A 14,918-nucleotide genomic window follows, 5' to 3' on the forward strand; every position below is an offset into this window, starting at 1 on the left:
CATGGCATTGAAACTCTTCGGCAAGAAAACGGCCTCCGCAGACAACGACAGCGCGACCATCATGGAGTCGCCGCCGGCCCGCAAGGCGGAGCAGCCGCCGGCCGGCACGACGGGGATGCGCAACTACGGCATCCTGTTCGGCATCTTCGCCCTCGCCACCGCCGGCCTGGTGGTGTTCCAGCAGCGCGAATCGGCCAACGCCACGCTGCAGATCAGCGCCTCGAGCGAAATCCAGATGCTGTCGCAGCGTATCGCCAAGTCGGCCCAGCTCGCGCTGCGCGGCGACAACGCTGCCTTCGCCGAACTCGGCAGCAGCCGCGACCGCTTCGCCACGCTGCTGCAGGCGCTCGAACAGGGCGGCAGCATCGACGCCACCAGCATTCCGCCGGTGACGGCCTCGCTCCGCCCGCAGGTCGAAGCGCTGAGCGCCGCCTGGCAGGGCACCGAGCGCAACGCCGCCCAGTTGCTGTCGCAGCGCCAGAGCCTGGTCACGCTCGGCAGCGCCGTCGCCACGATCACCAAGGATGACGCCGCGCTGCTGGAGCAGAGCGAAAGGATCGCTCGCCAGCTCGGCGCCGACGGCGCCGCGGCAGGCCCGGCCAGCCGCAGCATGATGCTGAGCCAGCGCATCGCCAAGAATGCCAACGCCCTGCTGGTGGGCGACAGCATCGAGCCGGAAGTCGCCTTCGTCCTCGGCCGCGACATCGAAACCCTGCGCAGCGAGATCGACGCGCTCGCGCAGCTCGCCGGCGACGGCGAGCTGCGCGACAGCGTCGCCGCGCTCGCCGCCGCGGCCACGCCCACCTTCGAAGCCGCCGGCGAGATCCTCGGCAACATCCAGAAATCCGTGCAGGCCAAGCAGGCCGGCAGCCGCATCTTCGGCGACTCGGTGCCACTGCTCGCCCGCAGCACCGAACTGACCGAGGGGCTCAAGCAGGCCCACGGCGGCCTCGGCTTGCTCCACGCCCTGATCGCCGCCAGCGCGCTCGCCAGCGTGCTGGCGCTGCTGGCGATGGCCCGCGCCTACCGCAGCGACATGGCCCGGCGCCGCGCCGCCGCCGAGCAGCAGCGCCAGGACGCCGAGAACGAGCGCAACCTCACCCAGCAGGCCATCCTGCGGCTGATGAACGAAATGGGCGACCTCGCCGACGGCGACCTCACCGTGCGCGCCACCGTCACCGAGGACATCACCGGCGCCATCGCCGACTCGGTCAATTACACCGTCGAAGAGCTGTCGGTGCTGGTCAGCCGCATCAACGACGCCGCCACCCGCGTGACCTCGGCCACCGAAGCCGCGCAGCGCACCTCGCGCGAACTGCTCGGCGCCACCGAACGCCAGTCGCGCGAAATCGAGGAAGCCGGCGCCACCGTGCAGCGCATGGCGCAATCGATGACCGACTCGTCCGAGCGCGCACTGCAGTCCGCGCAGGTGGCGAGGCGTTCGCTGGATGCCGCGCGCAAGGGCGCGAACGCGGTGGAAAACACCATCCGCGGCATGAACGGCATCCGTGGCCAGATCCAGGAAACCTCGAAGCGCATCAAGCGCCTGGGCGAATCCTCGCAGGAGATCGGCGAGATCGTCGAGCTGATTTCGGACATCACCGAGCAGACCAACGTGCTCGCGCTCAACGCCGCCATCCAGGCCGCCTCGGCCGGCGAAGCGGGCCGGGGCTTCACCGTCGTCGCGGAAGAAGTGCAGCGCCTGGCCGAACGCTCGGCGGAAGCGACCAAGCAGATCGCCGCGATCGTCAAGACCATCCAGACCGACACCCAGGACGCGGTGGGCGCGATGGAAAACGCCACCCGCGACGTCGTCGCCGGCACCCAGCTGTCCGACGCCGCCGGCCAGGCACTGTCCGAGATCGACCAAGTCTCGCTCGAAGCCGCCCGCCTGATCGAGCGGATCTCGACCGACACCCAGGAACAGGCCGCCACCGCCAGCCGCGTCGCCGAGACGATGAAGAACATCCTCACCGTCACCGAGCAGACCACTTTCGGCACCCAGCAGACCGCGGTGTCGATCGGCCAGCTCGCCGATCTCGCCGTCGAACTGAAGGGCTCGGTCTCGGGCTTCAAGGTCTGAGCCCCATCACCGCGGCAAGCACGGAACGCAAGCCATGACACAAGCCACCGAGACGGATCTGGGGCCGCTGACCTGGGTCAAGGGCGAGATCGACGCCGCGCTGCAGCGCGCCGCCGACGCCCTGGCCGAAGCCCACGGCGCCGAGGACGCCGCCGCCCGCCTGCAGTTCGCGCAGACCCATCTGCACCAGGTCCGCGGCGCGCTGTCCATCATCGGCCTCGACGGCCCGACCCAGTTCGCCGACGGCATCGAGCAGTTCCTCGGCCAGATGTCGCGCGGCGAATGCCCGACCGACCCCGGGCATCTGTCGCTGGCCTCGCGCGCCGTCGCCAGCCTGGGCAACTATCTCGAGGAAATCGCCCACGGCGCCGCCGACCAGGCACTCAGGCTGGCTCCTCTGTACGAGGAGATCGCCGCCGCCCGCGGCCTGCCGCTGCCTTGTGCCGCCGACCTCTTCCACCCCGACCTGTCGCGCCGGCCGCCGCGGCGGGAAAAGGCGCCGCCCGCGCTCGATGCCACCGTTGCCCAGGCCGCACTGCGCCATGCGCGCTCGCGCTTCGAACGCGGCCTGCTCGAATGGCTGCGCGGCGACGCACGCAAGGGCGCACAGGTGATGCGCGACGCCATCGCCACCGTCGAAGTCCTGCAGCCGACACCGGCCCAGCGCAGCCTGTGGTGGGCCGCGCTGGCCTTCTACGACGGCCTGATCGACGGCAGCCAGCGGATCGACACGCCGCTCAAGCGCCTGTGCGCCCAGATCGACGCACAGTTCCGCCGCCTGCTCGGCGGCACCCCGACCGTACCCGACCGCCTGTTGCGCGACATCCTCTACCGCGTCGCGACGATGCCGGCGAACACCCCCCAGCAACAGGCGGTGCGCGCCTGCTGGCAGCTCGACGCCCTGCTGCCGCCGGATGGCGCCACCGTCAGCGACATTCCCGTCGGCCCGCTGCTCCGGACCCTGCGGCAAGCGCTGGACGGCGTACGTGCGCAGTGGGATGAATTCTGCGGCGGCACCGCCATCGCCCTGGCCGCGTTCGACGAGAAACTGGCCGCGCTCGCGCGCGCCGCTCGGCCGCTCGGCCGCCCGGCCACGCAAGGCCTGCTCGACGGCCTGCGGCAAACGGCGCAGTGGCTGCGCCGCGACCCGCTGCAGCACTCCGATGCGCTGGCGCTCGAAGTCGCCACTGCGCTGCTGCTGCTCGAAACCGATTTCGGCGAGCACATCCCGGACACCGGCCTGGCCGCGCAGATGGACCAGCGCCTGGCACGGCTGCAAGCCCTGCAGCGCGGCGAAACACCAGCCGCCGACCTTGCCGTCACCGGCCTCGGCGGCGCCCGCGAAAACCAGGAGAAGCAGGCGCTCGCCCAGCTCTGCCACGAGATGCGCGCCAGCCTCGCCCAGGTCGAACAGGCGCTGGACGACTATTTCCGCAACCAGGCCAGGCACGAACCGCTCGCCCAGCTTCACCGGCCGCTGCAGCAGATCGTCGGTGCCCTGGGCCTGCTCGGCGAAACCCGCGCGCTCGAACTGGTGCGTGACGCCGGCGCCCGCATCGCCCACCTCGCCAAGGCCCCGTCCGAGGCCGACCTCGGCACCTTCGAAACCCTGGCTCATCAGCTGTCGGCGCTCGGCTTCTATCTCGAAGCCCTGCCGCTCGGCACCGCCAGGCTGGACGAACTGCTCGACCCCGAACATCGGCGCACGTCCGATTCAGGCCCGGAAACGGACACGAAAGACGACGCCGTGGCGCCGCCATCCATCGAGATGCAGCCGGCCCCGCCGACCGAGGCGCCTGCCGTGCCGCCATCCACCGCCGGCGCGGCCCAAGCGGACGGCAGCGGCCTGCCCGGCCCATCGCCTGCCTCGCCCGCGCAGCAGGCAGCCGAAGCGATCCCCGCCAGCGCAGCGCAGCCGGCAGTTGCCGGCCTCGCCGCCGACAGCACGCTGGACGAGGCCTCGCTCGAAGAACTGGAAGCACTGGTGCCGCCCGAACCCGCGCCGCTCGAGGCCGCGGCGGCCCCCGCCATCCCGCCCCCTTCGCTGCCCGGCAGCGACGCCGAGATCGATGCGGAACTGCTGTGCATCTTCATCGAGGAAGCGACCGAAGTCCTCGCCACCATCGGCGAGCAGCTCGAACTCGCCCGCAGCGAGCCGCGGCAACTCGAACACCTGACCACGATCCGGCGCGGCTTCCACACCCTCAAGGGCAGCGGCCGCATGGTCGGGCTGAGCGCCCTGGGCGAAACCGCCTGGGGCATGGAACAGACGCTGAACCGCTGGCTGCAGCTCGACTGGCCGCTGACGCCCGCCGTGCTGCACCTCATCGACGCGGCACACCAGGTGTTCTCGGCCTGGGTCGAAGTGCTCCGCGACGGCAGCGGCGCCATCCCGGACACGCAGGCCCTGCTTGCCGAAGCCGAGCGCCTGCGCAACGGCGAAACGGCGATCGTCGAACCTGCGGACATCGAAGCGCCCCGGCCCGACGGCCTTGCCGCCGCGGACGACGGCCCCGAATTCCCCGCTCTCGACCTGTCGGCTGACGGCGAAATCCTGCCGCTGCCAGCGGCAGACACGGCCGAAGCCGAAGCCGAAGCCGAAGCCGAAGCCGAAGCCGAAGCCGAAGCCGAAGCCGAAGCCGAAGCCGAAGCCGAAGCCGAAGCCGAAGCCGAAGCCGAAGCCGAAGCCGAAGCCGAAGCCGAAGCCGAAGCCGAAGCCGAAGCCGAAGCCGAAGCCGAAGCCGAAGCCGAAGCCGAAGCCGGCAGCGATGATGCTGTGCCGGATGCCACCCCGGCAATGGCGATCGCAGCGTCCGCAGCCGGCCTGCCGGAAACCGATGCCGCGGAAGCCCTCGATCTTCTGCCGCAGCAGGATACGGCGCCGCTCGAGGCCTCGGCCGCGCCCTCTGCGACCGAGGCCGCGCCCCAGCCTGCGGCCGATGTCGTCCGCATCGGCGACGTCGACATCTCGCCCGCACTGTTCGCGCTCTACCAGGCCGAGGCGCTGCAGCACATCGCCACGCTGGAGCAGGAAATCGCCCAGCTTTCGCGGCACCCGGAGGAATCGCCGAGCGAGGCCGCACTGCGCGCCGCCCACACCCTGGCCGGCATCTCGGGCACGGCACAACTGCCGCCCCCGCGGGAACTGGCGCGCGCACTCGAAAGTGCGCTTGGCCGCCTGCGCGACCAGGGCAGGACGACGGCCGACGACGAACTGGCCCTGCTCCGCGACGCCGCCGGCATGCTGCGGACGATGCTGGCCGAGATCGGCATGCAGACGATGCCTGCCCGCGCGGAAGCCCTGGCGATCGAGCTGGAGGCATGCGGTTATGCCCGCGCCGCGCCGAAAGCCGACGATGTCGCCGGGCCTGCTGCCGAAGCGGTTCCGGTACCGGCCCCGGCGCCCGAACCCCGCAACACGCCGGCGGCAAGCCTGCTGCCGCCGCCGCAGGACGAACTCGACCCGCAACTGCTGCCGATCTTCCTCGAGGAAGCCGCCGATCTGTTCGGCACGCTGCATGCCGCGCTGCGCGACTGGCAGGCCGTCCCCGGCGCCGCGCAGCCGCCCGCGACCATCGCCCGCCTGCTGCATTCGCTGAAAGGCAGCGCGCGCATGGCCGGCGCGATGACGCTCGGCAGCCATCTGCACGAGCTCGAATCCCGCCTCGAAGACGGCCTGGCCGACAAGGCCGACGCCCGGACGCTGGCCGACGACCTGGCCCTCGGCCTCGATGCCGCCGAACAGATGATCGACGGCATCGCCGGCCTGCAGACCGACGCACCGGCGCAGCCGGCGGCGGACATCCCGACCGCCGCGAGCGCAGCGGCCGCGCCTGCGCCCGCCCCCGCTGCCGAAGCCGAGCCCATCGCCGCGGCGACGCTGCGCGTGCGGGCGGAGCAGGTCGACCGTTTCGTCAACCAGGCCGGCGAAATCGGCATCGCGCGCACCCGCATCGAAGGCGAACTGCGCACGCTGCGCCGCTCGCTGCACGATCTCACCGAGAACGTCATCCGCCTGCGCAACCAGTTGCGCGAAGTCGAGATCCAGGCCGAAGTGCAGATGCAGTCGCGCATCGCCCAGGCCGAATCGCAGCACGGCGAATTCGATCCGCTGGAAATGGACCGCTACACGCGCCTGCAGGAACTGACGCGGATGATGGCCGAGAGCGTCAACGACGTGACGACCGTGCAGCAGACCCTGCTGCAAGACCTCGACGGCGCCGACCTCGCGCTCGGCAGCCAGGCGCGCACCGCCCGCGAGCTGCAGCAAGGCCTGATGCGCGTGCGCATGCTGCCTTTCGACAGCCTCGCCGACCGCCTCTACCGCGTCGTGCGCCAGAGCGCGAAGGAGCTCGGCAAGCGCGCCAGGCTCGACATCCGCGGCGGCCGCATCGAGATCGACCGCAGCGTGCTGGAACAGATGGCGGCACCGCTCGAACACCTGCTGCGCAACGCCGTCGCCCACGGCATCGAGGCGCCGCAGCAACGCCACGACGCGGGCAAGCCCGAGATCGGCCAGGTCGTGCTGAGCGCGACCCAGGAAGGCAACGAGATCGCCATCGAACTCAGCGACGACGGCCGCGGCCTCGACTTCGAGCGCATCGCCGAGCGCGCCCGCGCCGGCGGCCTGATCGGCGCCGACGAGCACCCCGACGCCAGGCGCCTGACCAACCTGATCTTCCTGTCCGGCTTCAGCACCGCCCGGCAGGTGTCGGAAGTGTCCGGCCGCGGCGTCGGCATGGACGTGGTCAAGTCGCAGACCGCCGCGGTCGGCGGCCGCATCGACGTCAGCAGCCAGGCCGGCCGGGGCACCAGCGTCCGCATCCACCTGCCGCTGACGCTGGCGGTGACGCAGGCCCTGCTGGTGCAGGCCTGCGGCCGTACCTGGGCAATCCCGTCGAACCTGGTGGCGCAGGCCATGGAGCTGAAGCCCGACGCCCTGCGCCGCGTGCAGGCCGAACATGGCATCGACTGGCAGGGCGAGCGCTACGCCTACCGCTACCTGCCGCGCCTGCTCGGCGATCGCGACTCCCGGCCGGAAGAGCAGCGCTACAACTGGCTGCTGCTGCTGCGCGCCGGCGCCCAGACGCTGGCGCTGCACGTCGACAGCCTGCAGGGCAACCAGGAAATCGTCGTCAAGAACGCCGGCCCGCAGCTCGCCCGCATCGTCGGCATGGCCGGTGCCACGATCCTCGCCGACGGCGAGATCGCGCTGATCCTGAACCCGGTGGCGCTCGCCAGCCGCAGCCTGGGCAGCGAGAGCGGCGAAAGCGACGAGAGCGAAGCGGGCATCCGGACCGAAGCCCCGCCCGCGCTGGTGCGCCAGCCCACGGTGATGGTGGTCGACGACTCGCTGACGGTACGCCGCGTCACCGGCCGCCTGCTGGAACGCGAAGGCTACCGCGTGATCACCGCCAAGGACGGCGTCGATGCGCTGGAGCAACTGGTCGACATCCTGCCCGACGTCGTGCTGTCTGACATCGAGATGCCGCGCATGGACGGCTTCGACCTGGTCCGCAACCTCCGCGCCGACGAACGCACCCGCGCACTGCCGGTGATCATGATCACCTCCCGCCTGGCCGACAAGCACCGCCGCTACGCCGAGGAAATCGGCGCCAACCACTACCTGGGCAAGCCCTACCAGGAAGAGGAACTGCTCGCGCTGCTGGCGGGCTACACGCAGGCGCAGGCCGAAACCGCCTGAGGTTTCGTGGGCTTCCGCCCGGTGGCGCCGGGCGGAAGCCCACGGCACGCCCCGCCGTCGTGCGCCAAGGATCGTGCAGCGATTTCGCACGGACCTGCTATTCTCGAATCGGATGGCGTTCGATGAACGTCGTCATACGGCGTGCTTGCCCCACCCCTGAACAGTCGCGCCCCTCTCCTCTCCGCCACGAGGATCTTCCACCATGTCCGACGCCAGCCCCCGCGAAATCACCTTCCTGATTCCGGGCCAGCGCCCGGCATCCCGCAGCGGCGACATCGCCGCCGCAGCGGCCCCGGCGGACCTGCCCGGCCGCCGCAAGGACTTCGTTCAACTGGCCACGCGCCGCGACGGCGGACCGATGCTGCGCACCAGCGCCACCATCGGCGAGGACGTGGTCGTGCTGCACATCGAAGGTGGACCGGAACTGGTGCTGCATCCGCTGACGGCGCGCGACCTGCTGCTGGCGCAGGCCGACGGACAGCCGCTGAAACGCGGCGAGAAGGGAGAGGCGGACTATCCCGATGTGGTGCCGGTGCCGGCCGAACTGCAATGGCGCGGGCTGGAAAAGGCGGCGGTTTCGCGCGGCCCGGGCTTCCTGGGAAAGGTACTGCTGCGGGCAGTGGAGATCGTGACCGGCCTGTTCTCCGATCGCGATGCGGCCAGACAGGCCGCCAGGACCATCGCGCAGCGGATCGACGGCGGCGTCACGCCCGGCGTCTACAAGCTGGCTCGCGAGCGGCTCGGCAAGCTCGAAAAGGGCAAGGCGCTCGCCCGCATCGAGGCGCCGGCGCCCGGCCAGCCCGTGCTGGTGCTGCTGCACGGCACTTTCGTCGACACCGCCAGCACCTTCGGCAAGCTATGGGAGCATCACCCGGCACAGGTGGGCGAACTGTTCGCCCACTACGCCGGCCAGGTCTATGCGCTGGACCACGCGACGCTGGGCGAGGGCCCGGTCGGCAATGCGCTGCAACTGGTCCGGGCGCTGCCCAAGGGCGTGCCGCTCAAGCTGCATCTGGTCTCGCATTCGCGCGGCGGCCTGGTGGCCGAAGTGCTGGCGCGCATGGCAGCCGCGCGTGAGGTCACCGATGCGGACCGTGAGATCTTCAAGGACGAGAAGCACCGCGATCAGCTCGTACAGCTGGAGGCCCTGGCCAAGGCGCTGGCCGAACGCGAGGTGACGATCGAGCGCGTGGTGCGCGTGGCCTGCCCGGCTCGCGGCACGCTGCTGGCATCGCGCCGGCTGGACGCCTACCTGTCGATAGTGCGCTGGTCCTTGAAGCTGGCCGGCATACCGGTGTTGCCGGCACTGACGGATTTCCTGGCTGCCGTCGCACGCGAGCGCTTCGATCCGGAGACGCTGCCCGGCCTGTACGCGATGACGCCGGAGAATCCGCTGGTCCAGTGGCTCAACGATGCCCAGACGCTGGTTCCGGGCAAGCTGCGCGTGGTGGCCGGCGACATCGAGGGCGATTCGGTGCTGAGCTGGCTCAAGACCCTGCTGGCCGATGCCTTCTACTGGACCGACAACGACATCGTGGTCCAGACCAGTTCGATGTACGGCGGCTCGCCGCGCAACGAGGGCGCGAGCTATCTGCTCGACAAGAGCGCGGACGCCACCCATTTCAACTACTTCCGCAACAAGCTCACTGCCGACGCCATCGTCGATGGGCTGCTGCGCGACGCGCCCGCGGGCTTCGCGCCGATCGGCCCGCTGTCGTGGAAGGGCGAAAGCGCGGACGGGCGCCGCGCCGCAATGCGCAGCCAGTCCGTGCCGATGCCGGAGCGGCCGGCGGCGTTCCTGCTGCCGGGCATCCTGGGCAGCCACATCCAGGTCGATGGCAAGCGCGTCTGGCTGAGTTGGCGCGTGCTCGGCGGCCTGCTGCGGCTGGCCTACGAACCGGGGCAGCACAACATTCGCGACGATGGGCCACTCGGCAATTTCTACGACGAGTTGATCGACTACCTCGAACAGAGCCACGAGGTGATCCCCTTCGGCTTCGACTGGCGCCGGCCGCTGGAGGAAGAGGCACGCCGGCTCGGCCAGCGCGTCGCCGCGGCGCTGGACGCACGCGCGGCCAGCGGGCAGCCGGTGCGCTTCGTCGCGCATTCCATGGGCGGGCTGCTGGTGCGTACCATGATGCTGGAGTGCCCGGAGGTCTGGCAGCGCGTGTGCCTGCACGAAGGCGGGCGCCTGCTGATGCTGGGCACGCCGAACGGCGGTTCCTGGGCGCCGATGCAGGTGCTGTCCGGCGACGACAATTTCGGCAACCTGCTGGCCAGCGTGGGCGCACCCTTCCGCGATCGCAAGGCGCGCCAGGCCATGGCGGAGTTTCCGGGCTTCCTGCAGTTGCAGGCGGGCCTGACGAATCCCCGGCTGGAACTGTCGAAAGCAGAAACCTGGAAGAAGCTGGCAGACGAAGACCTGCGGCGCGTACGCGAGGCCAGCCTGTGGCACGACGTCGGCCTGCAGCTCGGCGCTTACGAATGGGGCGTGCCGACGAAGGACGTTCTGGATCAGGCCGTCGCGCTGCGGCAGCGGCTGGACGAGCAGCGCGACAGGGACTTGCGGCGCTGGGCCGATCGCCTGCTGCTGGTTGTGGGGCAGTCGCGCTACACCCCCGATGGCTATGAATGGGCGAACGACGGCCTCGTTTACCTCGACCTCCGCGACGGCGGCGACGGCCGGGTGACGCTGACATCGGCGAGGCTGCCGCAGGTACGGACCTGGACGCTGGATGTCGAGCACGGCAAGCTGCCCTCGCACCGCAGATCTTTCGAGGCCTTCCGCGAACTGCTGGAGAAAGGCGATACCTCACAGCTGAAGCTGCTGACGACCGAGACCCGGCGCGACGGCAGCCGGGAAGAGGCGCTCGAAACCGTATCGCACGTGCGCAGCCGCCCTTCGCGCGGCCGCCTGGCCGGCGAGCGCCCGGCCGATTCGATGGACGCGGTGTTCGCACTGACGCAAAGGCAGCAGGACGACACGGCCGCACGCCAGGCAGCGCCCGCACTTCGCGTCACGGTGCTCAACGCCAACCTGGCTTTCGTGCGCCAGCCGCTGCTGGTGGGACACTACACGGCATCGCGGCTGTCGGGCGCCGAAGTGGCGGTGAACGCGCTGGTGGGCGGCGTGATGGAGGATGCGCTGTCGGTCGGCCGCTATCCGCAGACGATCGGGGCGGCGCAGATCTTCCTGAACCACGCGGCGCCGCAGCACGATGCCCTGCTGCCCCAGCCCGAGGGCGTGATCGTGGTCGGCCTCGGCGCCGAAGGCAATCTGACCGAAGCGACGCTGGCCGAGTCGGTCTGCCAGGGCGTGCTGGCCTGGGCCGAACGCCAGGCCGAAGCCGACCAGGGTCCTGCCGGCATCGAACTGGCAGCCGTGCTGATCGGCAGCGGCGGCATCGGCATCCAGCCGGGCAACTCGGCGCGCGCCATCGCCCATGGCGTGCGCGCCGCCAACAGCCGCATCGCGCAGTTGAACCAGCGCCGCAGGCGCACGGCCTGGCCGCACGTCGCCCATCTGCAGTTGGTCGAGCTCTACCTGGAGCGCGCCGCCGAAGCCTGGCGCGGGCTGCAGGTGCATGCCACGGCGAGGCCGGGCGAGCTCGACATCACGCCGACGGTCGAAACCGGCACCGCATCCCTGCGCCGGCAGGTGGATTCGGCCTACCGCGGGGCTGCATACGACTTCATCTCCATCACCTCGATGGGTGGCCGCCCGGACCACCAGACCGCTGCCGCGCAGCAAGCCGCCGAGCCGCTGGGCAGCACCGACATCCAGTTCCGCCTGGACACGAAGCGGGCACGCACCGAAGTACGGGCACTGAGCTCGCAGCCACGCCTGCTGCAGGAGATGCTGCGCCGGGCCTCGAACGACCACCAGTGCGGACCGCAGATCGGGCGCACCCTGTTCCAGCTGCTGGTACCGCTGGAGATCGAGCCCTTCCTGGCCGGGCGCAGCCAGATGGTGCTGGAGGTGGACAAGGGCACGGCCGTCGTCCCCTGGGAACTGCTGGACACCGCGCCGGAACGCGGCCGGGAGCACGAGCACATGCCCTGGGGCATCCGCAGCCGGCTGATCCGCAAGCTCAGGACCAGCAGCTACCGCGATGCGGTGCGCGACACCGGCCGTGAAGACCATGTGCTGGTCGTCGGCGAACCGAAATGCGATCCGGCACGCTACGGCCGGCTCGAAGGCGCGCTGAACGAGTCCCGTGCCGTCAGCAAGCTGATGAAGAGCCGGCGCGGCGTCGGGGCGGACCATACCTTCGATCTGCTGGGCGGGCATGATGCGACGACGATCATCAATGCGCTGATGTCCCACCCCTACCGGATCGTGCACGTGGCAGGCCATGGCGAGCCCGGCGCCGAAGGCGGCGTGGTGCTGTCCGAAGGCACGGTGCTGGGACCGCGCGAAATCAGGCAGATGCGCGCAGTGCCGGAACTGGTGTTCGTCAACTGCTGCCATCTGGCGGCACTGCCCGCACAGCAATTCGCCCAGGCGCCGGACCCGTTCAACCGCAGCGACTTCGCCGCCAGCACGGCCGAGGCACTGATCGAAATCGGCGTGCGCTGCGTGGTGGCAGCGGGCTGGGCAGTGGACGACGAGCCGGCCCAGCTGTTTGCGGAAACCTTCTACCAGGCCTTGCTGGACCGCAGGACTTTCATGGAAGCCGTCGGCAATGCGCGCGAGGCGACCTGGCGCAGCCATCCCGGCAGCAACACCTGGGCGGCCTACCAATGCTACGGCGACCCGGAATGGCGCCTGCGCAGCCCGAACGACGACGATGCCGCACAACCCGCAGCGACCACGGATGTGCAGAGCGAATACAGCGGCATCGCCTCGGCGACGGGCCTGAAGATCGCGCTGGAGAAGATCGCCACCGATGCCCGATATGGCCAGGGCGACCGCAGCGTGCTGCAGGAGCACGTGCGTCACCTTGCTGCACGCTTCGGCGCCGGCTGGGGGCGGAGCATCGGATCGGTGGCCGAGGCGCTCGGCGCCGCATGCATCGAGACCGGGCTCGTCGATGAAGGCATCGAATGGTATGAGCATGCACTGACCATCGAAGACGGCAGCGCCTCGCTCAGGGCTGCCGAACAACTGGCCAACCAGCGCGCGCGGCAGGCCTGGAAGCGCGTTTCAAAGCTGAATGTCGACGCCGGTACGCCAAAGTCGAAACAGGGCAGAATCCGCAAGGAGCTCGACGACAAGTTCGAATCCGCTCGCGATGAGATCACGAACGCACGGCATGCGCTCGAAACCCTGGTGAAGTTGAAGCCGACGATCGAACGCCATTCATTGATCGGCTCGGCCTGCAAACGCCTTGCCATGGTCGAGCGCAAGGCATGCGGAATCGCGCAGGCATGGCTGGAAGCGGCCGGCAAGGACGAAGCCGCGAACAAGGATGTGCAGCAGCAACTGACTGCTTGCCAGGCGGCTGAGGACAAAGCGCTGGAAGCGATGGCAACTGCCTACAAGCGCGGCAAGGAACTTGCCCTCGAACAGGGTCACCAGCAGTTCTTCTATCCCGCAATCAACTACATCGCGGCCGTGCTGGTATGCCCGCAAAGGCCCGGCAAGACAGGGTTCCCGGCCGAGGACGTGGCGGCCGTGCGCCAGTCACTGGACGAGCAGCTCGCACGCAAGGCCGATTTCTGGCTGGTGGCCAGCCGCATCGAACTCGACCTGTATCTCGCCATGGCCGAAGGCCGGCTGCAGCAGGCGCTGCCGCAGATCGAAGCGCTGTTCCAGGATCTTTACAGCCGCGTGCCCTCGCCCAACGCATGGGCGACGCTATATGACCAGGAGAAATTCGTGGTCGAACGTTGGTGCGCCCGGCACGGCGATGCAAAAGGCGACATCGAGGCAAGCAAGCGTCTGCTGCAACTTCTGCAGCAACACGCGGAAGGCAGATGATGCAGCCGCTTCGTCGTTACCTCGTGAGCGCCGCCGCCATCCGCCGCAGTGCCTCGTCCAGCGTCGCGCGCGGGCAGCCGAAGTTCAGCCGCAGCCAGCCGGGTGCGCCGAAGGGACGGCCGTCCGACAGGCCGACGCCGGCGGCCTCGAAGAAGGCGGCGGGGTCGTCGATGCCGCGCGCGGCCATCAGGCCGCGGCAGTCGATCCAGGCCAGGTAGGTGGCTTCGGGCGAGGTCATCGCCAGGCCCGGCATCGCCGTCGCCGCTTCCAGCACGCGGGCGCGGTTGCCGCGCAGGTAGTCGAGCAGCGCGGCGCGCCACGGTCCGCCGTCGCGGTAGGCGGCTTCGGTCGCCACCATGCCCAGCACGTTGGCGTGCGGGATCAGGCCGCGCATCGCATGCCGGTAGCGGCGGCGCAGCACGGCGTCCGGGATGACCGCGAAGGCGCAGTACAGCGCGGGAATGTTCCAGGTCTTGGACGGCGCCATCAGCGTGATCGTGCGCCGCGCGGTGGCCTGGTCCAGCGCGGCGATGGGGCGGTGCGGGCGTTCGCCGTCGAGCACCAGGCCGCAGTGGATCTCGTCCGAGCAGATCAGCAGATCCCGGCGCTCGGCGAAATCGGCCAGCCGGCGCAGTTCATCGGTGTCGAACACGCGGCCGACCGGGTTGTGCGGCGAGCACAGCAGCAGCATGCGGCTGCGCGCGTCCGCTGCACGCTCCAGCGCCTCCCAGTCCCATTGCCAGCGGCCGTCGCGCAGCACCAGTTCGCAGCGCTGCAGCACACGGCCGGTGTTGGCCGGCGCGGACAGGAAGGGAGGGTACACCGGCGTGGCGGTCAGCACGCCGTCGCCCGGCTCGCCGGCCAGCAGGCAGGCGAGGTTGAAGCCCGTCACCACGCCAGGCAGCCACACCAGCCAGTCGGGCTCGATCGTCCAGCCATGGTCGCGCTGCAGGCCCTCGACCACCGCCTGCTCCAGCGAAGGCCAGGCATCGGTATAGCCGAACACGCCATGGTCGAGCCGTCGGCGCAGGGCTTCGACGACGGCGGGCGGCGCGGCGAAATCCATGTCCGCCACCCACAGCGGCAGCACGTCGCGGCCGGCGTAGCGGCCCCACTTCTCGCCCGGCATGCAGCGGCGATCGATGATGCGGTCGAAGTCGAACGGGACGGCGGAATGGTCTGGGGCGTTCATGGTCGGCAGGCAGTCG

At 70.2% G+C, this 14,918-nt stretch carries 4 protein-coding genes; 3 read left to right on the top strand and 1 reads right to left on the bottom strand.

The features are described 5' to 3' along the window. Position 1: 1 nt before the first annotated feature. The 3 genes from ACNQFN_RS20390 (at position 2) to ACNQFN_RS20400 (ending at position 13,710) form a co-directional block, all read left to right on the top strand. Positions 2 to 2,083: a methyl-accepting chemotaxis protein gene (locus ACNQFN_RS20390; RefSeq protein ID WP_068635331.1), complete on the top strand. Its 2,082-nt coding sequence runs from the start codon at positions 2 to 4 to the stop codon at positions 2,081 to 2,083. A 34-nt stretch (positions 2,084 to 2,117) separates the two neighbouring features. Further along, positions 2,118 to 7,787 (top strand): Hpt domain-containing protein, encoded by a 5,670-nt coding sequence (locus ACNQFN_RS20395; RefSeq protein ID WP_418647409.1) that lies wholly within the window; start codon positions 2,118 to 2,120, stop codon positions 7,785 to 7,787. 202 nt (positions 7,788 to 7,989) lie between these two features. Next, a complete protein-coding gene (locus ACNQFN_RS20400; RefSeq protein WP_418647410.1) occupies positions 7,990 to 13,710 on the top strand; it encodes a DUF7379 domain-containing protein in 5,721 nt (1,906 codons plus the stop codon). Between the two features lie 16 nt (positions 13,711 to 13,726). On the opposite strand, the gene ACNQFN_RS20405 is transcribed toward ACNQFN_RS20400, so the two are convergent. Then, a complete protein-coding gene (locus tag ACNQFN_RS20405; protein WP_068635361.1) occupies positions 13,727 to 14,902 on the bottom strand; it encodes a MalY/PatB family protein in 1,176 nt (391 codons plus the stop codon). Positions 14,903 to 14,918: the final 16 nt, after the last annotated feature.

This window comes from Thauera butanivorans (assembly GCF_048398245.1).
Taxonomy (GTDB): domain Bacteria; phylum Pseudomonadota; class Gammaproteobacteria; order Burkholderiales; family Rhodocyclaceae; genus Thauera; species Thauera butanivorans.

Coding starts and splice junctions, on each gene's coding strand:
- ACNQFN_RS20390 (WP_068635331.1), top strand. CDS start 2: ATGGCATTGAAACTCTTCGGCAAGAAAACGGCCTCCGCAGACAACGAC.
- ACNQFN_RS20395 (WP_418647409.1), top strand. CDS start 2,118: ATGACACAAGCCACCGAGACGGATCTGGGGCCGCTGACCTGGGTCAAG.
- ACNQFN_RS20400 (WP_418647410.1), top strand. CDS start 7,990: ATGTCCGACGCCAGCCCCCGCGAAATCACCTTCCTGATTCCGGGCCAG.
- ACNQFN_RS20405 (WP_068635361.1), bottom strand. CDS start 14,902: ATGAACGCCCCAGACCATTCCGCCGTCCCGTTCGACTTCGACCGCATC.